This window comes from Polymorphospora sp. NPDC051019 (assembly GCF_040683055.1).
Lineage (GTDB): Bacteria > Actinomycetota > Actinomycetes > Mycobacteriales > Micromonosporaceae > Polymorphospora > Polymorphospora lycopeni.
Genome location: NZ_JBFBCH010000006.1, coordinates 186935 through 204623 on the forward strand (window position 1 = coordinate 186935; position 17689 = coordinate 204623).

General features: G+C 74.3%; 19 protein-coding genes. 5 read left to right on the forward strand and 14 right to left on the reverse strand.

Translation table 11 applies throughout. The annotated features are described in order from the left end of the window. Positions 1-147: 147 nt before the first annotated feature. Entirely contained in the window at positions 148-852 is a 705-nt protein-coding gene (locus tag AB0M79_RS13965; protein WP_364212391.1) for a ThuA domain-containing protein, read from the forward strand. Beyond that, positions 837-1937, forward strand: coding sequence for a Gfo/Idh/MocA family oxidoreductase (locus AB0M79_RS13970; RefSeq protein ID WP_364212394.1), 1101 nt, complete (start codon positions 837-839; stop codon positions 1935-1937). Before AB0M79_RS13965 ends, AB0M79_RS13970 begins: the two co-directional genes overlap by 16 nt. Here AB0M79_RS13970 and AB0M79_RS13975 read toward each other — a convergent pair. From AB0M79_RS13975 to AB0M79_RS13990, 4 genes are all read right to left on the reverse strand, one after another. Continuing rightward, positions 1921-3243 carry an alpha/beta fold hydrolase gene (locus tag AB0M79_RS13975; RefSeq protein WP_364212397.1) on the reverse strand — a complete coding sequence of 441 codons (1323 nt, stop codon included), beginning with the start codon at positions 3241-3243 and terminating at the stop codon, positions 1921-1923. The two genes, AB0M79_RS13970 and AB0M79_RS13975, sit on opposite strands and share 17 nt — an antisense overlap. Positions 3244-3317: 74 nt before the next feature. Next, a complete protein-coding gene (sigJ, locus tag AB0M79_RS13980) occupies positions 3318-4232 on the reverse strand; it encodes an RNA polymerase sigma factor SigJ (RefSeq protein ID WP_364212400.1) in 915 nt (304 codons plus the stop codon). Continuing rightward, the gene (locus AB0M79_RS13985; protein ID WP_364212403.1) at positions 4229-5428 is read right to left on the reverse strand and encodes an FAD-dependent oxidoreductase; all 1200 of its coding nucleotides are present in this window, start codon (positions 5426-5428) and stop codon (positions 4229-4231) included. The genes sigJ and AB0M79_RS13985 overlap by 4 nt, the downstream gene beginning before the upstream one ends. 110 nt (positions 5429-5538) lie before the next feature. Beyond that, positions 5539-6549 carry an alpha/beta hydrolase gene (locus tag AB0M79_RS13990; RefSeq protein ID WP_364212406.1) on the reverse strand — a complete coding sequence of 337 codons (1011 nt, stop codon included), beginning with the start codon at positions 6547-6549 and terminating at the stop codon, positions 5539-5541. Between the two features lie 68 nt (positions 6550-6617). On the opposite strand from AB0M79_RS13990, the gene AB0M79_RS13995 reads away from it, so the two are divergent. Together AB0M79_RS13995 and AB0M79_RS14000 are read left to right on the forward strand one after the other, a co-directional pair. Next, on the forward strand, positions 6618-7211 hold the full coding sequence (locus AB0M79_RS13995; RefSeq protein ID WP_364212409.1) for a TetR/AcrR family transcriptional regulator: 594 nt from the start codon (positions 6618-6620) through the stop codon (positions 7209-7211). 11 nt (positions 7212-7222) lie between these two features. Then, positions 7223-7597: an SdpI family protein gene (locus AB0M79_RS14000; protein WP_364212412.1), complete on the forward strand. Its 375-nt coding sequence runs from the start codon at positions 7223-7225 to the stop codon at positions 7595-7597. Between the two features lie 21 nt (positions 7598-7618). On the opposite strand, the gene AB0M79_RS14005 is transcribed toward AB0M79_RS14000, so the two are convergent. The 8 genes from AB0M79_RS14005 to AB0M79_RS14040 form a co-directional block, all read right to left on the reverse strand. Further along, the gene (locus AB0M79_RS14005) at positions 7619-8233 is read right to left on the reverse strand and encodes a hypothetical protein (RefSeq protein WP_364212415.1); all 615 of its coding nucleotides are present in this window, start codon (positions 8231-8233) and stop codon (positions 7619-7621) included. Next, positions 8230-9597 (reverse strand): hypothetical protein, encoded by a 1368-nt coding sequence (locus tag AB0M79_RS14010; protein ID WP_364212418.1) that lies wholly within the window; start codon positions 9595-9597, stop codon positions 8230-8232. The genes AB0M79_RS14005 and AB0M79_RS14010 overlap by 4 nt, the downstream gene beginning before the upstream one ends. Next, positions 9597-10400, reverse strand: a complete 804-nt coding sequence (locus AB0M79_RS14015; RefSeq protein ID WP_364212421.1) for an ABC transporter ATP-binding protein — start codon at positions 10398-10400, stop codon at positions 9597-9599. Before AB0M79_RS14015 ends, AB0M79_RS14010 begins: the two co-directional genes overlap by 1 nt. Positions 10401-10489: 89 nt before the next feature. Then, positions 10490-11284: a zf-HC2 domain-containing protein gene (locus tag AB0M79_RS14020; RefSeq protein WP_364212424.1), complete on the reverse strand. Its 795-nt coding sequence runs from the start codon at positions 11282-11284 to the stop codon at positions 10490-10492. Further along, complete coding sequence (locus AB0M79_RS14025) at positions 11281-11820, reverse strand: RNA polymerase sigma factor (RefSeq protein WP_364212427.1); 540 nt, start codon at positions 11818-11820, stop codon at positions 11281-11283. The genes AB0M79_RS14020 and AB0M79_RS14025 overlap by 4 nt, the downstream gene beginning before the upstream one ends. A gap of 148 nt (positions 11821-11968) precedes the next feature. After that, positions 11969-12592, reverse strand: coding sequence for an L-threonylcarbamoyladenylate synthase (locus AB0M79_RS14030; protein WP_364212430.1), 624 nt, complete (start codon positions 12590-12592; stop codon positions 11969-11971). Between the two features lie 56 nt (positions 12593-12648). After that, on the reverse strand, positions 12649-13332 hold the full coding sequence (locus AB0M79_RS14035) for an MOSC domain-containing protein (RefSeq protein ID WP_364212433.1): 684 nt from the start codon (positions 13330-13332) through the stop codon (positions 12649-12651). A gap of 144 nt (positions 13333-13476) precedes the next feature. Further along, the gene (locus AB0M79_RS14040; protein WP_364212436.1) at positions 13477-14118 is read right to left on the reverse strand and encodes a hypothetical protein; all 642 of its coding nucleotides are present in this window, start codon (positions 14116-14118) and stop codon (positions 13477-13479) included. 349 nt (positions 14119-14467) lie between these two features. Between AB0M79_RS14040 and AB0M79_RS14045 the strand changes: the two genes are divergently transcribed. After that, positions 14468-15634, forward strand: coding sequence for a peptidoglycan recognition family protein (locus AB0M79_RS14045; RefSeq protein WP_364212439.1), 1167 nt, complete (start codon positions 14468-14470; stop codon positions 15632-15634). Positions 15635-15712: 78 nt separating this feature from the next. Here AB0M79_RS14045 and AB0M79_RS14050 read toward each other — a convergent pair whose 3' ends face one another. Together AB0M79_RS14050 and AB0M79_RS14055 are read right to left on the reverse strand one after the other, a co-directional pair. Then, the gene (locus AB0M79_RS14050) at positions 15713-16351 is read right to left on the reverse strand and encodes a hypothetical protein (RefSeq protein WP_364212442.1); all 639 of its coding nucleotides are present in this window, start codon (positions 16349-16351) and stop codon (positions 15713-15715) included. Between the two features lie 95 nt (positions 16352-16446). Beyond that, positions 16447-17661 (reverse strand): PEP/pyruvate-binding domain-containing protein, encoded by a 1215-nt coding sequence (locus AB0M79_RS14055; protein WP_364212445.1) that lies wholly within the window; start codon positions 17659-17661, stop codon positions 16447-16449. Positions 17662-17689: the final 28 nt, after the last annotated feature.

Genomic DNA, 17689 nt, shown 5'->3' on the forward strand with positions numbered 1-17689 from the left:
TCTCCCTGTGTCGGCCGCACCCACGCCTCGTGTCCATGTTGGTCGGACGGGTGCGGCCCGCCTTCCTCGGATTGTCCGACAGGAATCGACGTCCGACAATCAGCTGTCCGGTATCGTCGCAAGGGCCCGTGATCCGGAGGGAGTTCGGTGAATTCCACGACCACCCGCTCAGCGCTCGTCGTCCGGGGCGGATGGGAAGGCCACCGGCCGGTCGAGGCCACCGACCTGTTCCTGCCGTTCCTGCACGAGCGGGGCTTCACCACCCGGATCGAGGACTCCCCCGCCATCTACGCCGACACCGGCTACCTGGCCACCGTCGACCTCGTCGTGCAGTGCGTGACGATGAGCCGGATCGAGGCGGACCAACTCGCCGGGCTGCGCTCGGCGGTCGCGGCCGGCACCGGCCTGGCCGGCTGGCACGGCGGCATCGCCGACTCCTACCGTGACAGCTCCGACTACCTGCACCTGATCGGCGGCCAGTTCGCCTGCCACCCCGGTCGCCCGCCGCACGAGTCGGTCGAGGGCGAGGCGAACAACTTCGTCCCGTACACCGTCAACATCCGCCCCGCCGCGGCGGACCATCCGATCGTCGCCGGACTCGCCGACTTCGACCTGGTCACCGAGCAGTACTGGGTGTTGTCCGACGACTACGTCGACGTGCTGGCCACCACCACCCAGAAGGTCCGGCCGGGCGACCCGTGGCACCGCGAGGTCACCTCCCCCGCCGTGTGGACCCGCCGGTGGGGCCGGGGCCGGATCTTCGTCGCCACCCCCGGCCACAGCCTCGACGTGCTCGGGCATCCGTCCGTACGCACCATCATCGAGCGGGGGATGCTGTGGGCGAGTCGCTGACCCCGCCGGCGCGGATCGGCCTGGTCGGTTGTGGCGCCATCAGCGGCCAGTATCTGACCACGCTGGCGAGGACCGCCGGGCTGGACCTGGTCGCGGTCGCCGACCTCGACCGCACCCGCGCCGACCAGGTGGCCCGGGCCTGGCCCGGGGTGCGCGGCCTGCCCGTCGACGACCTGTTGACCGACCCCGACGTCGACATCGTCCTCAACCTGACCACGCCGGCCGCCCACGCGGACGTCGCCCTGCGGGCGATCGCCGCCGGCAAGGACGTGTACGGGGAGAAGCCGCTGGCCGCGACCACCGCGCAGGGCCGCGAGGTGCTGTCCGCGGCCGTGTCGGCCGGCGTACGGGTCGGCTGCGCCCCCGACACCGTGCTCGGCACCGGCACCCAGACCGCGCGCCGGGCCATCGACGACGGGCTGATCGGGACACCGGTCGCCGCCACCGCGACCATGGTGACCGCCGGCCACGAACGCTGGCATCCCGACCCGGACTTCTACTACCAGGCGGGTGGCGGCCCACTGCTGGACATGGGCCCCTACTACGTCAGCTGCCTGGTCACCCTGCTCGGCCCGGTCACCGCGGTCGTCGCCGCCGGCAGCCGGACCCGCGACGTACGCGTCATCGACAGCGGCCCCCGCCGGGGTGAACGGATCCCGGTCGCGGTCGACTCCCACGTCACCGGCGTCCTGACCCATGCCGGTGGGGTGCTGTCCACCCTGGTGATGAGCTTCGACGCCGTCGCGACGAGGGCCGCCCACGTCGAGGTGCACGGCGAACTCGGCTCCCTGGTCGTGCCCGACCCCAACCGGTTCGACGGCGACGTGCGGGTCCGTGGCCCGCACGACCCGGACTGGCGGCCCGTTGCCGAGTCGGCGGGCTACCGCGGCGCCGGGCGTGGCATCGGCCTGGCCGACCTCGCCGGCACCGCGCCCGGGCAGGAGCCCCGGGCCGGCGGTACGTTCGCCTATCACGTCCTGGACGTGCTGGAGTCGATGCTGACCTCGGTGGCCGCCGGCCGGTCGGTCCCGGTCCGGTCCCGCGCCGGGCGGCCGGCGGCGGTGCCGCTCAGCGACGCCCGGTAGCGGCCCCGTCGCCGGTACGGGGTCCGCCGAACTCGGCGACCATCTCCAGCAGGCGGGACAGGACCCGGCCGGAGCCGATGCCGTCGTGCTCGTACTCGTTGGTCACCCAGACCCGGGTGCCGGCGACGTGGGCCGCCGTCGCGAGTTGCAGGTTGGCGTCGACGTACATGTCGTCGAAGTAGACCGCCGCGGCGACGGGGACCTCGTTGGCCGCGAGCCGGTCGAGGTCGTACAACGGGCTCCAGTCCTCGCGCGCGGCGAGGAGTTCGACCGCCGCCCGGAACGGCCGCAGGGTACGGATCTCCTCGAACATCCACGGGTAGACCATCTCGCCGGTGAACAGCAGCGGCCGGGCGTCCTCGGCGAACCGGGGCAGGCGGTCCCGTTCCGCCTGTGCCGCCCACGCCGTCGCTCCGCTGCCCGGCGCGCCGTAGAGGGTCTCCTGCAGCGCGATGAACAGCGGGTTGTCGGTGTACCCGGTGCGGGCCTCCACCTGGGCGAGGAACGTGTCGCTCGGCTCGTCGTCGCCGGTGGCGAACGCCTCGTCGAGCAGCCAGTGCATGCGCTCGTAGCCGGGCTTCATGCCGAAGTCGAGGCCGAGGTTCTGGAAGCGGCGGACGGTGAGCGGGTCGCCGGACGGCAGTACGACGTCGCCGGCGGCGAGCCGGTCCGCGATACGCGCGACGGTGTCGACGTGGTGCGGGTAGCGGGCGTAGAACTCGCGGTTCTTGGCCTCGACGCGGGGATACGTACGCCGGTAGACCTCGGCGGCGTCCGGCCACACGCTCGGCAGGCCGCCGGTCACGTAGCAGGCGTCGAGCCCTTCCGGTGCGAGCGAGAGGTAGGTCAGCGTCAGGAAGCCGCCGTAGCTCTGCCCGAGCGTCGACCAGCGTCCCCCGCCGAAGACGGTGCGACGCAGGTGCTCGGCGTCGCGGACGATCGAGTCGGCGCGGAAGCGGGTGAGGTGGTCCGCCTGGGCGGAGGCGTCGCCCCGGGCGGCGAGCACCCGGCCGTCGATGCGCGAACTGCGGCCGGTTCCCCGCTGGTCGAGCAGCACGACCCGGTGGCTCTTGAGCGCCTCGCCGATCCAGCCGTCGACGGCGGTCGGGCGCGGGCTCTTGCCGCCGGGGCCGCCCTGCAGGAACAGCAGCCGGGGCAGGTCGTCGCGGCGCCGGACCGGGTCGACGAGTTCGCGGGCGAAGACCCGGATGGTGCCGCCGCTGTCCGGGGCCGACCAGTCCAGCGGGACCTCGACCTCGTGGTCGGTGACGTGGATTCCTGGGATCGTGTACTCGGCCGTGATCATTACGTCTGCCCTCCTGCCGCTGTGCGAGGACGACTCTGCCTGATCACCCTGGGGCGCCGAGCGGGGGGTGGCGGTCACCGGGTGCCGACGTCGTACGCGGTGCCCCCGGCGACGGCCCGCAGCTTGTCGGGGTTGGCGACGTTGTGGATGGCGGTGATCCGGCCGTCGGCGTCGAGGTCGAAGGTGACGGTGGCGATCACCCGGTCCGGTCCGCTGAACACCAGGCCGGGCCCGCCGTTGATCGCGACCACCGTGGCGCGCATGTCGGCCGGCTCGACGCCGGCGTAGGTGACGGTCCCGATGACGGCAAACCAGGCGGCCACGGTGGGCGCGCCCACGACCGGGCGCATCGCCTGGCGGACCCTGCCGCCGCCGTCGGTCCACAGCGTGACGTCCGGGGACAGCAGCTCCATGAGCGCGTTGATGTCACCACCGGTCGCCGCGGCGAGGAACCGCTCGGTGACCGCGCGCTGCCGGGAGCGGTCCACGGTGAAACGCGGGCGCCGGGCCCGCACGTGCTCGCGGGCGCGGTGGGCGGCCTGCCGTACGGCGGCCTCCGAACGCTCCACCGCCCGCGCGATCTCGGCGTGGCTGAAGCCGAAGACCTCTCTGAGCACGAACACCGCGCGCTCCAGCGGGCTCAGTGTCTCCAGCACCACCAGCATCGCCGTCGACACCGACTCGGCGTCGACGACGGCAGTGTCGCCGCCGGTCAGGATGGGTTCGGGAAGCCACGGCCCGACGTACGTCTCCCGCCGGTGCCGGGCCGACCGCAGCCGTTCCAGGGCCAGGTTCGACACGATCCGGGCCAGGTACGCCTTCGGGTCGGCCACCTGGGCCCGGCTGGCCGCGGACCACCTGATCCAGGCGTCCTGGACGGCGTCCTCGGCGTCGGCGGCGCCGCCGAGGATGCGGTAGGCCACCGAGAACAACAGGTTGCGGTGCTCGTCGAAGACCTGCTGGTCGGGATTCGCGGGCGGGTGGGTCACGGCGCCTCCCGGGTGAAGCGGCCGCCGCGGGGCCAGAACGCCCCCGAGGCGGGCGCCTTCCTCATCCGGGCGTAGGTCGGCCAGGGCGAGGCCGTGACGGTCTCCTTGTATCGGGCCGCCAGGCGGCCGGTCAGGCACCACCGCCGGGGGCTGCCGTCGGGGCGGGTGAACTGCACCACGGCGTCGTCGCGGCCCAGGCTCACCGGCGTGTGGTAGTAGCCGAACCGGAACGGCCGGGGCTGCCCGCCCCGCAGCGTGCGGACGATCGACACGGCGGCGTGCACACCGGTCGGCATACCGCCCTGGCAGGTGCCGTGCATAACGCCGTAGCGCTGGCGGATCGCGGCGGCGTCGCCGACCGCGTACACGTCGGGGTGGGACACCGACCGCAGCGTGGCGTCGGTGACGACGCGGCCGCGCTCGTCGACGGTCAGCCCGCCGGCGGCCGCCAGCGGCGCCGCCCGCGTGCCGCTCGTCCACAGCACCGCGACGGCGGCGACGCGTTCCCCGCCGGCCAACTCGACCGCGTCCGGCAGCACCTTCGCCACCTCGACGCCGCCGCGCACCTCGACGCCCAGCCGGTCGAGGGCGGACCGCAGGTACGCCCCGGCCCTGGGGTTCATGGCGGCGCCGGGGGCGTGCCGTCCCAGCAGCACGACGCGCAGTTCCGGATGCCGCTCGGCGATCTCCGCGGCCGACTCGACACCGGTCAGCCCGCTGCCGGCGACCACCACCGTGCCGCTGCCGAGCCGTCCCAGGCGCTCGGCCAGCGACTCGGCGTCGTGCACGCTGTCCAGCGTGTACGCGTGGTCCTCGGCACCGGGCACCGCCACCGTGTCGGCGACACCGCCCAGGCCGTACACGAGGGTGTCGTAGCGCAGGACCCGGTCGTCGTCGATCCGCACCGTCCTTTCGTCGGCGTCGACCGCGGTCACCCAGCCGCGCACGAACCGCGCGCCCGTACCCTCCAGCAGTCGTGGGATGCTCAGCCGCGCCACCGGCTGCCCGGTCCCCGTCATGTGCAGGCGTAGGCGCTCGGTGAACAGCTCGTTCGCGTTCACCAGGGTCACCCGCACATCCTCGCGTCGCTTGCCCCGGGCCGCGAGCTGGATCGCCGCGGCCATGCCCGCGTATCCCGCGCCCAGGATCAGAACGTGGTGTGGTCCCGCCGTACCGGCTTCGTGCCGTGTGCTCATCGTCCGCCTCCTCCGCGTGTCACCGACGCACACGAGATGCGGACCGCCCGGCGCCCGTGACATCGGGCCGGTGTGACGCGCGGCACTTCGCGGGACGGGCGCCGTACGGGTCAGCGGGCCTGGCGCAGGAATCCGGCGATGTCGGCGGCGATCTCGTCGGGGTGTTCGCCGTTGAGGGCGTGGGAGGCGCCCGGGTAGAGGCGTACGGTGCCGTCGGGCAGGACCCGCTCGGCCGTGGCGGCGGCGGCGTGGCCGTCGTGCATGACGGAGTTCCCGGCGATGACCGCCAGGACGGGCATGTCGAGCCCGGCGAGCGCGTCCGGCCCGATCCGGGTGGGTTGGGGCAGGCGGAGCGTGTAGTGCCGCATGCCGGCTTCGATCATGTCCGCGACGGGCACGTCCTCGACCGGTGCGCCGCCGGCGGTCCACGAGTTGAAGCCGTCCCGCCACGACTTCGGCAGCCAGGGCAGCGCGGCCGGCAGCGACCGCAGGATCGTGCCGATCGGCATGTCGGCGAAGACGTAGACCGGGTCGATCACGGTCAGGGTGGCGATCAGTTCCGGTTGGCGGACGGCGAGGTTGACGGCGGTCCAGCCGCCGATGGACAGTCCGACGAGGTGGAAGCGGTCCTCCGGGAGCCCGTCGAGGGTCTGGTGCAGCCACCGCGCCTGGTCGCCGTCGTCGCCGATCGGCCGGTCCTGCACGCTCATCCCGGGTTCGCCGAGCAGGTCCACCGTGTAGACGTCGCCGACGCGCAGCAGCGACGGCAGGTTGTCGGCCCACACCGGCGAGGCGGAGGCCCGGCCCGGCAGGAGAACCAGCGGCGCCGAGGCGTCGCCGCTGCCGGCGAAGCGGTAGACGCGTACGACGCCGAAGTCCGTACGCACGTCGATGGTCCGCTGCGGCACGGGGAGGTCGGCGAAGGCCGCCGCGTACGCCCGGACGAAGCGGTCGCGTCCCGCCGCGCTGTCCCAGTGCCCCACCGGCGACGGGGTGCGTAGCGCGAACACGATGCCGGTGGCGACCACGACGACGGACGTGGCGAGCGCGATGAGCCACCATCGCCCGCGACGCGGGCGACGCGCCGTCTCGCCGCTCACGACCTCGGTCTGCCCATCCATACCGTCACCCCTTCCAGCCGCCACTAACCGATCGGTAGGTAATTTGACCGTACGGTAGAATCGGCGGCATGGCAAAACGGGCAGACCCGACCGCGCGGAAACCGACGCTCACCGAACGCGCCCGCCGGGGACAACTCGTCGAGGTGACGATCGAACTCGTGGCCGACCACGGCTACGGCGGCACCTCGCTGTCCGGCATCGCCGAGCGGGCCAGCATCACCAAGGCCGCCGTCCTCTACCACTTCAGCTCCAAGGACGCCCTGGTGCGGGCGGCGCACGAGCACGTCCTGTCGGCCCTGACCGGCCACACGGCCGCCGCGGTCGAGGCCGCCGATCCCGCCGGGGCGCCGGCCGCCTACATCCGCGCCATGATCGGGCATCTGCGGACGCACCCCCGGCACACCCGGATGATCATCGAGGCGATGACGCACACCGCGGGCGACCACGAGCCCGCCAGCCGGTGGCGCCCACTGGCCGACCTGATCGACACGGCCCGCGACGCCATCGGCACGCGGCGCGCACTCGACGTACGCACCATCGCCATCGTCGTCGGCGGCGGGATCGACGCGATCGTCGCCGAACAGCTCACCGACCCGGACTACGACACGGCCGGGGCCGCCGAGCAGCTCGTCGACATGCTCGACGCCACGCTGCGGGGATGAGGGGGTCGGGTATGGACGAGCTGCTTGTCGCGAAGGTGATCGTGGCGGTCGTGATGACGGTCTCCGGCGCGGTGATCATCTGGGCCGCGCGGGCCACCGCCTCCGGCCGGCTGGGCCGCAACGAAATCACCGGCATCCGGACCGCCTCGACACTGTCCAGCGACGAGGCGTGGCTCGCCGCGCACCGCGCCGCGCGGTCCGTCACCGAGGCCGGCGGCTGGAGTGTCGTGGCGGCCGCGGTGGCGGTCCTCGCCACGGCGAGCCCGGTCCAGATGGTCGTGGTGGTGGGCGCCGGGACCACCCTCCTGCTCGTCCTCGTCCTGGTCGGTGCGCGCCGGGGCGTCCGGGCCGCCACCGCGCTCCCCCGCCCGGACCGCCCCGCCTGACCGGGGTTCCGGCGGGTTTGGTCAGTGGTCGGGGGCGGTTTCGGCGGCGGGGCGCCGGGGGCAGCCCCACATTGTGTACGCGGCCAGTCCGGTCACCGCCAGGACGGCGGCACAGGCGGTGGCGGCCGTGGTGCCGGCGGGCTGGACCAGCCAGCTGGCCACCTGCGTCGCCGGCTTCGTGCTGGGTCCCACGAACGGCAGGACCGAGATCAGGGTCCAGGTCAGCGGGGCGATCCAGGAGCGGGCGGCGCCGAGCAGCGCGGCGCCCAGGGCGGTGAGGCCGAGCAGACCCGCGGTGTTGCGCAACACGACGGTCAGCGGCTCGAACCGTACGTCGGTGACCGTGGTGAGCAGCAGCGGTGCGACGATCGCGGCGGCGGCGAGCAGCAGATGTACGGCCCGCCGGACCGGCCAGTTGATCGAGGCGGTGTGGTCCAGGGCGTCGTCGGCGCCGCCGAGGGTCGCGGCGAACGCGGCCACCGCGAGCATCACGGTCAGGCTCACCCCCCGGGCGTCGATGGTCCCGGCGTCGGAGTAGACCAGCACCAGAAGCCACACCAGCGCGGCCGTCGCGGTCGAGATGGCCAGGGCGAGGCCGACCCGGCGGGAGCGCAGGTACAACCGGAGCCACCTCACGGAACGTCCTCGCCCATGAGCGACCGCAGGCCGTCGTCCCGGCAGGCGAGCGCGTCGTCGCGGGCCGCCACCATCCGCCGTTGCTGCTCGGCCGGCGGCAACCCGACCAGCGCCTGGTAGGCGCCGGCCACGCCGGCCCGCTCCTCGGGGGTCCACCAGTCCTGCGGGGCGGGCGGTTCGCCGGTCAGCCAGGCGGTGGCGACGACCCGGCCGAACCGGGTGTCGCTGTCGTCGGGCCCGTCGCCGCAGTCCTGCCGCCAGGCCGCCTCGAGCAGGTGTGGCAGGAAATAGTCGCCGGACAGGTCGGCGCGGCCGCTGGGCCCGATCACCGGGGCCTCGAAGACGAGCGTGTCGGCCGGGCGCGGGTCCGGCGCCGGGTCCGCGCCCGACCGCGCCCAGGACTCGACCCGCCGGTCCTCCACCGCCCGGGTCGGTGCCCCGGGCAGTTTCGCCGACATCATCGCCAGCGCCTGCCGGGCCGGGCCGGCGACGTCGGGCAGCAGGGCGGCGTGCACCCGGGCCACGCAGACCTGTGGGCCGGCGTCGTCGCAGACGAGTTCGGCCGCGCCCGGATCGTAGGCCCGGTAGCCGCCGGTGGGCATCAGCGGCAGCGCCACCGCGCCGCCGAGCACCGCCGGGAGCACGGCCAGGGCGACGCCGCGGCGGCGGGCCGCACCCAGCAGGAGCAGCCCGGTCGCGGCGAGGGCGGCCAGCCACAGCGTCTGGGTCAGGTTGACCCGCGCCGTGACCGTCTGGAAGTCGTCCAGGCCGCTGGCGTAGACCGGGCTGAGCAGCAGCGCCGCCGGTGCGGGCCGGTCCGCCACGACCGCGTTGACGGTCATCCAGTCCGGCAGCAGCCCGGCCACGGCGACCCCGGCCACGGCGAGGGCCGGCGCGGTCACCAGCCTGGGTACGGCCCGACCGACGGCCATGCCCACCCAGCCGGCGGCGACCAGCGACAGGGCCCCGACCGCGGTGACGGCGACCGAGGCGGCCGGGAAGTAGCCGGCCGTCGGCACCACCCAGACCGTCCCGACGACGAATATCAGGGTGTACGCGGCCACCAGCGCGACCGCGAGCGCGGCGGCGGTCGGCAGGACCCGCTGCCACCGTGGCCGCCCGGTGCTGGCGAACAGCTCGCCGACCCGGCTACGGGCGTCCCGCCGCCCGAGCCACGCGCCACCGGCGAGGGCCAGTGGCCACAACGCCAGCAACATTCCCCGGCCGGACACCGCCAGTTGCATCCAGCGGCCCGAGAAGCCCTCGGTGTACGACACCAGCAGCCCGGCGCCGATCACGAGCGCGAGCAGCGCCACGCCAACCGCGGCCGAGCGGCGCAGTTCGATCCGGAGTACGCGTCCCATCACGCCGACACCTGCCCGCGGTGGGCGCGCAGCAGCGCCGAGTAGCCGCGTTCGGTGGCGCTGTCCCCGGCGGCGTCGGCGCCGCCCCGGCCGGCCAGCTCCGCCGTGGTGCCCTGCCACACCAGCCGTCCCGCGTTGACCAGCACCACGTCGGTGCAGGCCGCCGCGACGTCCTCGACCAGGTGGGTCGAGACCAGGACGCAGCTGTCCGACCCGATGTCGCGCAGCAGCTCGCGGAAGTCGAGACGCTGCTCGGGGTCGAGGCCGACGGTGGGTTCGTCGAGCAGCAGCACCCGCGGGTCGTTGACGATCGCCTGGGCGATACCGGCCCGGCGCAGCATGCCGCCCGACAGTGTCTTCATCCGCGAGTCGGCGCGGTCGGTGAGGCCGACCCGGTCGATGGCCCGCTGCACCGCGCCGGGGATGTCGCTCTTCGGCATCTCCTTGAGCCAGGCCATGTACTCGACGAACTCCCGCACGGTGAACCGCGGGTAGAACCCGAAGTGCTGCGGCAGGTAGCCCAGGCCGCGCCGCATCCGGCGCAGGTCGCCCCGGCCGGTGACGTCGACGCCGAGCACGCTCAGCCGCCCACCGGCGGGTTTGACCACCGTCGCCAGGGCCCGCATCAGCGTCGTCTTGCCGGCGCCGTTGGGGCCGAGCAGCCCGTGGACGCCGGTGTCGAGCGCCAGGTCCAGCCCGTTGACCGCCAGGTGCCGCCCGGCCCGGACGACCAACTTCTCGGCGTGCACCGCCCACGCGTGGGTGGTCGGTGCGATCTCTGCCGCGCTGACGGCGCGCATCATGTGTTCTCCGTTCGTCGGGTGGCACGACTTGCCACCGGTGTGTCGTCGGTTCGGCCGGCCCCGGCCCGGTGTCGTGGCGCGTGGGCGGATCAGATCTGTCCGGCACCCAGCCGGCGGTGGTCGGCGGCCCGGAAGGCCACCACGGCCACCAGCACCACGGTGACCGCGACCCATCCGGGCCAGCTGCCGGCCGACAGGACGGCCGGCAGCCGGTCGCCGGCCAGACTCGGGATCACCACCGCCCCGGACCAGAGGGCCACCAGGGCTAGCGCGGCCCGGTCGACCCGCACCAGGCCGCCGAGGGCCAGGCTGCCGGCGGTGAAGGCCAGACAGGGCAGCAACCACAGGGCCGGCGAGTGCCCGGTCCACCAGCCCGCCACCGCCAGGATCGGGACGACCGCCGCGAGGACCGCCAGCGTACGGCGCAGCAACAGCCACAACCCGGCGCGTGGCACGGTCGCCAGCAGCTCCCAGGCGGGATCGGTACGACGACTCCACGCCGCCGCCACCGGCAGCAGCGGCGCCACCGGCGCGACCAGCAGCACCAGCGACGGCAGGCTGTGGAAGGTCAGCTCGAAGAGGACCGCGGCCAGCACCAGCCCGGCCGCCACGGCCAGCCAGGGCAGCACCCGTACGGCGACGCCGGTGCGGCGCAGCCGCCGGCGGGGTGCCGGGGCCGGTCCGGCGGTGATCCCGGCCGCGATACCGTCGGCGACCCGGTCCAGCAGGTCGCGGGTGCCCGGGTCGACGGCCCCGGTCAGCAGTGCCCGGCAGGCGGCGCAGGACTCCAGGTGTGCCTCGACCGCCCACACGGTCGCGTCGTCGACGCCGTCGGCGCCCGCGGCGTAGCGGGAGATCAGGGCGGGTGTCGGGTGGGTGGTCATGACAGCGCCCTCCGCAGTGCGATCCGGGCCCGCCGCGCGCGGGTCTTCACGGTCCCTTCCGGCATGCCGAGCAGCAGCGAGGTCTCGCGGGTGGTCAGGCCGTCGAGGACCATCGCGCGCAGCACCTGACGCAGTTCCGGCGGCAACGCCAGCAGGGCCTGTTCCAGGTCGGCGTCGATTCCGCCGGCGAGCGCCTCCTCCTCGGCGGCCGGCGCCACGGTCTCGAAGGTCGGCACCGTGGGCACGCGCTGCTGCCGGGCCCGGTGGCGGAACGCGTCGACGAGCCGGTGGGCGGCGATCGTCCACAGCCAGCCCAGCGCGCTGCCCCCGGCCGACGCGTGTGCCTGGCTGCCGGCCGACCGCCACACCGCCAGGTAGGTCTCCTGGAGCACATCGGCGACCACGTCCGGGTCGGCGCAGCGCCGCCGGAGCCGTACGGTCAGCCAGGGCGAGGTGCGCCGGTACAACTCGTCGAAGGCACGCCGGTCGCGACGCGCGATGCGGCGCAGCAGCTCACCCTCGTCGACTTCCGCCAAGCTTCGTCTCACATCAGGCAAGACGACGCGCACCCCCGCCCCGGTTCTCCCTCGCCTGTGACGCCCGTCACATCGACGCTACCGGGTCGACCGGCCTACGGCCGCCGCCGAGCCGTCCCCGACCGGACGCGGCCCGCTCCGGACCGCGTCACTGGGCGAACCGGGCCGGGTCGCCCGCGCCGACCCGGACGATCTCGGGTTCGCCGTCGGAGAAGTCGACCACGGTGGTCGGTACGGTGCCGCAGTCGCCGGAGTCGACGACGGCGTCGATCGCGTGGTCGAGGCGTTCCTTGATCTCCCAGCCCTGGGTCATCGGCTCGTCGTCGCCGGGCAGGACGAGGGTGCTCGACAGCAGCGGCTCGCCGAGTTCGTCGAGGAGTGCCTGGACGACCGGGTGCGCGGGAATCCGTACGCCGACGGTCTTCTTGCGGGGGTGCAGCAGCCGGCGCGGCACCTCCTTCGTGGCCGGCAGGATGAACGTGTAGCTGCCGGGGGTGGCCGCCTTCACCGCGCGGAACACCGCGTTGCCGAGGTGCACGAACTGGCCGAGCTGCGCGAAGTCGCGGCAGACCAGGGTGAGGTGGTGGCCGCTGTCGAGACGGCGGATCTCCCTGATCCGGTCCATGCCGTCCTTGTTGCCCAGCCGGCAGCCGAGGGCGAAGCAGGAGTCCGTCGGGTAGGCGATCAGCCCGTCGCGGCGTACGAGGTCGGCGACCTGGCCCATCGTGCGGGGCTGCGGGTCGTCGGGGTGCACGTCGAAGTACTTCGCCATACGCGAGAGCTTAGGCGCGTCCCCGGCGGCAGCCGCACTCCGTCGGCGCTCGTGGATCAGTCGAGCCAGCGGGCGCGGTCCCCGACACCGACCTGGCCGGGCGCCTCGACCGCCGCGTACACGCCGAGGGCGTTGCCCAGCTCACGGGCGACCCAGCGCAGGACGGCACGGTCGTGCGGAACGGTCGGCGTCTCCTTGGTGATCATCACACACCGGTCGCACGGCTCGGTGAAGCGCAGGCGCAGCGTCCCGATCGCCATCACGCGACCGATCCACCCGTGTTCGGGGTAACCGGTCGCGCCGTCGTCCGGCACCTCGTCCAGCACCAGGTTGGGCCGGAACCGGGAGACGTCGACCGCGCTGTCCGGCAGCGCCGAGGCGAGGGTGCGCAGCGTGGTCGTGGTCATCACGTGCAGGGCGCCCTCGGGCCGGTGCGGCCCGTGCTCGACCAGGGTGACGTCGGCGCCGACCGCGGTACTGAGCCGGCCGCCGGCGTCCGGCGCGTCGGAACGGAACCGTTCGCCGTCGGGCAGGATCAGTTCGGCCACGCCCGACCCGACGGTGACCGCCCGCACCCGCATGAGTGCCGGCAGCGCCCCCGCCCAGGTGACCTCGTCCCGCTCGTCGCGGACGGCGATGCGCCGGTCACCGTCGATCCCGGACGCGCCGACGCCGACCACGGTCAGTGGTTCACCGCCCACCGACTTCACCGGATACCGCCACAACTGGTCGACCCGCATCCGCCGCTCCCTCCCGTCCCGGCGTCGCGACCGTAGCCGGTCGCCGCCGCAAGCTTCCTACGGGTGGGCGGCTTCGGGCCAGGGGCGGGCGGGAGTCACGTACGGCGGTCGGCGCCCGGACCGGTCCGGGGTCGTGCCGGCCGGTCACCCACCGGCGGGCGCGGGCCCGTTGTCGACCAGCCGGAAGCCGTCCGCCGGTGGCGCGTCACCCAACTCCTCCAGGATCAGGCCGTGCTGCGCCGAGCCCCGCAGGAGCGCCCCACGGTTGCTGATCTGGAACGTCGGCGTGTCACCACCACCGGTGGTGGTGATCTCGAACTGCTGGCCCGGCTCGTCCTGCTCGCAGGCGGCTCCCTCGACCGAGAGCGGCTGGGTGTTGCGCGGGTTGCGTACCTGCCAGCAGACCGCCTCACCCGGCCCGGAACCGTGGCTGCTGCCGTAGTACGCCTTGATCAGGTACAGCCCGCCGTCCAGCGGGGTCGGCACGAACAACTGCCGTCCGCTGTCGCCGACGGCCTCGGTCAGGCGTCCCTCGTCGCTCAGCGACACACCCGACTCGAACGCGTCGACCCGCACGATCGTGACCTGACGGGTGCCGGACAGGACGGCCGGGGTGGCGGTCGCCGCCGGCGTGGACGGTGACGTGGAGGTCTCCGCCGGAGCGGCGGCGGTGGAGGTCGGGGCCGGCGTACCCGAGGCGTCCGGGGTCGTACCCGCGCCACAGCCCCCCGCCGCCGCGGCCAGCACCATCAGCCCCGCACCAGCGAGCCATCTGTTCACCGACATGCTCAAGCTCCTCCCCATCGCGCCCGGCCGGTCCCGGCCGTCGCGCCCGCGCCGATATCGACCGACATACCCGTGCGGCGCGAAGGCATGCCGCCCGGTCACGATCACGTCGGATGCGCCCGGCGATGCTACCCAACGCGACGCGAGCCGCTGGTAGCGTGAGTCCACAGAAGAAATCGCCGCATCGGCGGCGAACATCCTGATTCGCGGCCACGGGCTCCGGGTACAGCGGGCGTGCGTCATGCGGTACGCCCGGTCCGATCAGTATCGCCACCGCACAACCTGTGAGGCGAGCGTCCGTCCTGGATGGACGGCCGTTCGGCGGGAACTATCGGGGAGGTTCGGCACGGTGTTGTCACGACGTTCTCTTCTGGCCGGCGCGACCGGTCTGGGGGCCACCGCGTTGGTCGGTATGGCCGGCACGGGTGCCCGCGCGGCCGAGCCGGCCGCGCGACCACGGCGCATCCCCCGTACGCTCGCGCGAAAGCGCACGGGAATCGCGAGCCGGACACGTACGGACGCGGCGGAGTTCACCCTGACCCACCTGTCGGTCGCCACGACGGCGGCGGCCGCGGTCCGCCTGCGGGACCGGTCCGGCTGGGGCGACTGGCTGCCGCTCGACTCGTGCGCGGCGGGCCACGACGACCGGTCGCCGACCGCGGTACGGCGCGGGCTGCTCGTCGCACCCGACGTCACCGGATACGAGATGCAGACCAGCGACGGCAGCCCGGCGACCGTCACCGAACTGAACACGGTCGACGGGCCGGCCGGGCCGGTCGCTGCCGCCGCGACCGACCGGATGCCGCCGGAGACGGGCCGCCGGGGCCGGGGAGCGCGGGGCCGGCGGCGGGACTGCCTGGTGCCGGCGTACCTGTCGCGGGCGGCGTGGGGTGCCGACGAGTCGCTGCGCTTCGACGCCGGGGGCAACGAACTGTGGGTGCCGGCCTACTATCCGGTGCAGACGCTGACGGTGCACCACACCGGGGTGTACGAGCACAACGACGACCCCGATCCGGCCGCGACCGTCCGCGCGATCTACCACACCGACACGGTCTCCGACGGGTACGGCGACGTCGGCTACCACCTGCTGGTCGACGAGGCCGGCCGGGTCTACGAGGGGCGGGTGTCCGGCGCCGACGGGCTGCCCGTCTTCGGCCCGGACCCGTCCCCCGACGGCAGGCCGCAGATGTCCAACGGGGCGCACGTCGGGCAGTTCAACGCCGGCAACGTCGGCGTGGCACTGCTGGGCCGCTTCACCGCCCGGCAGCCCACCCCGGCGGCCCGCGACTCGCTGGTGAAGGTGCTGGCCCTGCTGTCGTACGTCTGCGAACTGGACGCCGCCGGCCGTACCCGGTACGTCAATCCGGTCAACAACCTCGCCGGCGTGACCGACGTGATCTCCGGGCACCGCGACTGGGCGGCACTCGGCGCCGGTGCCACCGAGTGCCCGGGTGACGCCTTCCATCCGGCGCTCGCCTCCGTACGCCGCGACGTCGCCGACCTGCTCGGCCGGTGACCCGGCGCTGACCTGCTCCGCCGGTCACCCGGCGCCGACCGGTGGCCGACGGTCGGCAGCGCGGGCGGGCCGCCCGGCTCACGCCGGCGCCGGCCTCGCCCGCCGGGAGCCCGCCCAGCGCCGCCGGCACGACAGGACCACGATGATCAGGATGATGGACGGCAGCGGGAGCGGGTGCCCGAGGACGAGGGCGACCGTCAACTCGGCGAGTCCACCCAGGACGGTGGCGACGAAGATCCACGCCGGCCCGGTCGACGCGCCGGGCCGGCGGCCGCCGCGGACCGTGCCCCATGGTTTGCGCACCGACAGCCAGCCCTGGAACGCGATCGCGCCGGCCATCAGCGCGGTCCCGACGACCAGCGCCGGCGTGGGACCGGCGGTGAGCGAGGTCGTCAGCGCCGGTGACAGCACGAAGATGCCGAGATACACCTGGACCATGCTGATGGTGAACTTGGTCAGCACCCACCAGTGGACGAAGAAACCCCAGGGGGTGGCGGCCGCGAGGACGATGCCGGTGCAGGCCGACACCCCGGCCATCGGGGCGAGCAGCCGGCCGTCGATCCGGTGCGCCATGGACGTCGCGGCGTCGCGGACCGCGACGTCGTCCGCCGCGAGACCGACCGCGAGCAGCACGCACAGGGTCATGGCCTGCGCCATCCAGCCGACCGAGGTCAGGGTGTGCAGCCAGACGGTTAGTTGACGCCAGCGTTTCACCACGGGTCCGATCGTCACAGCCGGCGTGCCGGACGGCCATCGGAGGAAACCCGGGAATGGGCCCCGGGGTTCCCCCGGATGCGGTCCCGCCGGGGCGGTCACGGCCGTACGGTGCCGGTGGCCCCGTCGACGGTGACGGTCGCCCCGTCCGGCAGCCGGTCCATCGCTCCGGGCACCCCGAGCACGGCGGGGATGCCCTGTTCGCGGGCGACGATCGCCGCGTGGGACAGTGCCCCGCCGGTCTCGGTCACGACGGCGGCCACGATCCGGAGCAGGGGTGTCCAGGCCGGGTCGGTGAAACGGCAGACGAGGATGTCGCCGGGGCGTACCCGCCCGAAGTCGCCTGGCCCGCGGACGATCCGGGCCGGGCCGGTGGCCGTACCCCGGCTGCCGGGCGTGCCGGCCAGCGAGCCGGTCGGTGCCGGGGCGGCCGGTGGCGCGGGAGGTGGCGTGGCGGTCACCGGGCGCGCCTGGAGCAGCCAGATCCGGTCCCCGACGGCCGCCCACTCGATGTCCTGCGCGCCGCCGAGCAGCGCGGCCACGGTACGGCCGAGGCGGGCGAGCCGTACGGCGGCCGCGTCGTCGAGGACCGGCCGGTTCCGGGCGCCGGCCGGGACCTCGCGTACGGCGACCCGGCCCTCGTGCCGGTCGAGGCGGGTCCGCTTGTCGGCGACGGATCGGGCGACGGTGTCCCGCGCGTCCACCCGGTACGTGTCCGGTGTGACGCGGCCTTCGACGATGCTCGGGCCGAGCCCCCACGACGCCTCGATCACGGTCGGGCCGGGGTGCGCGGGATCGGGGGTGAACATGACACCCGACGCCCCCGCGTCCAGGTGCCGCTGGACGATCACCGCCATCTCCGGGGCGGCGGTGTCGTCGGTGGACCGGTAGGCGGCGGCGCGCGGCGACCACAGTGACGCCCAGCAGGCGCGTACGGCGTCCGTCACGGCCGGCGCACCGCGCACGGCGAGGAAGCTGTCGTGCCGGCCGGCCGCGGATGCCGTCGCCGTGTCCTCGTTCGTGGCCGACGACCGCACCGCCACCGGCGGGTGGCCGAGGGTGGCGAGTGCGTGGGCCAGCAGGTCGGGGAGGCGGGGCGGCATCGGCGTGGCCGCCACGGCCCGCCGGGCGGCGGCGAAGCCCTGCCCGGCGGCGAGCCGCGCGAGGTCGAGGTCGCGGGTGGCGGCACGGTAGGCCGCGCGGGGCACGACGACGCCGGGCGGCACCGGCAGGCCGGCGCGGATGAGCGCGCCGAGCGTGCCCGCCTTGCCGCCGCAGGTGTCGACCGTCGCGTCCGCGAGGGGTACGAGCATCTCCCACCTCTTCAACACAATGTTGACA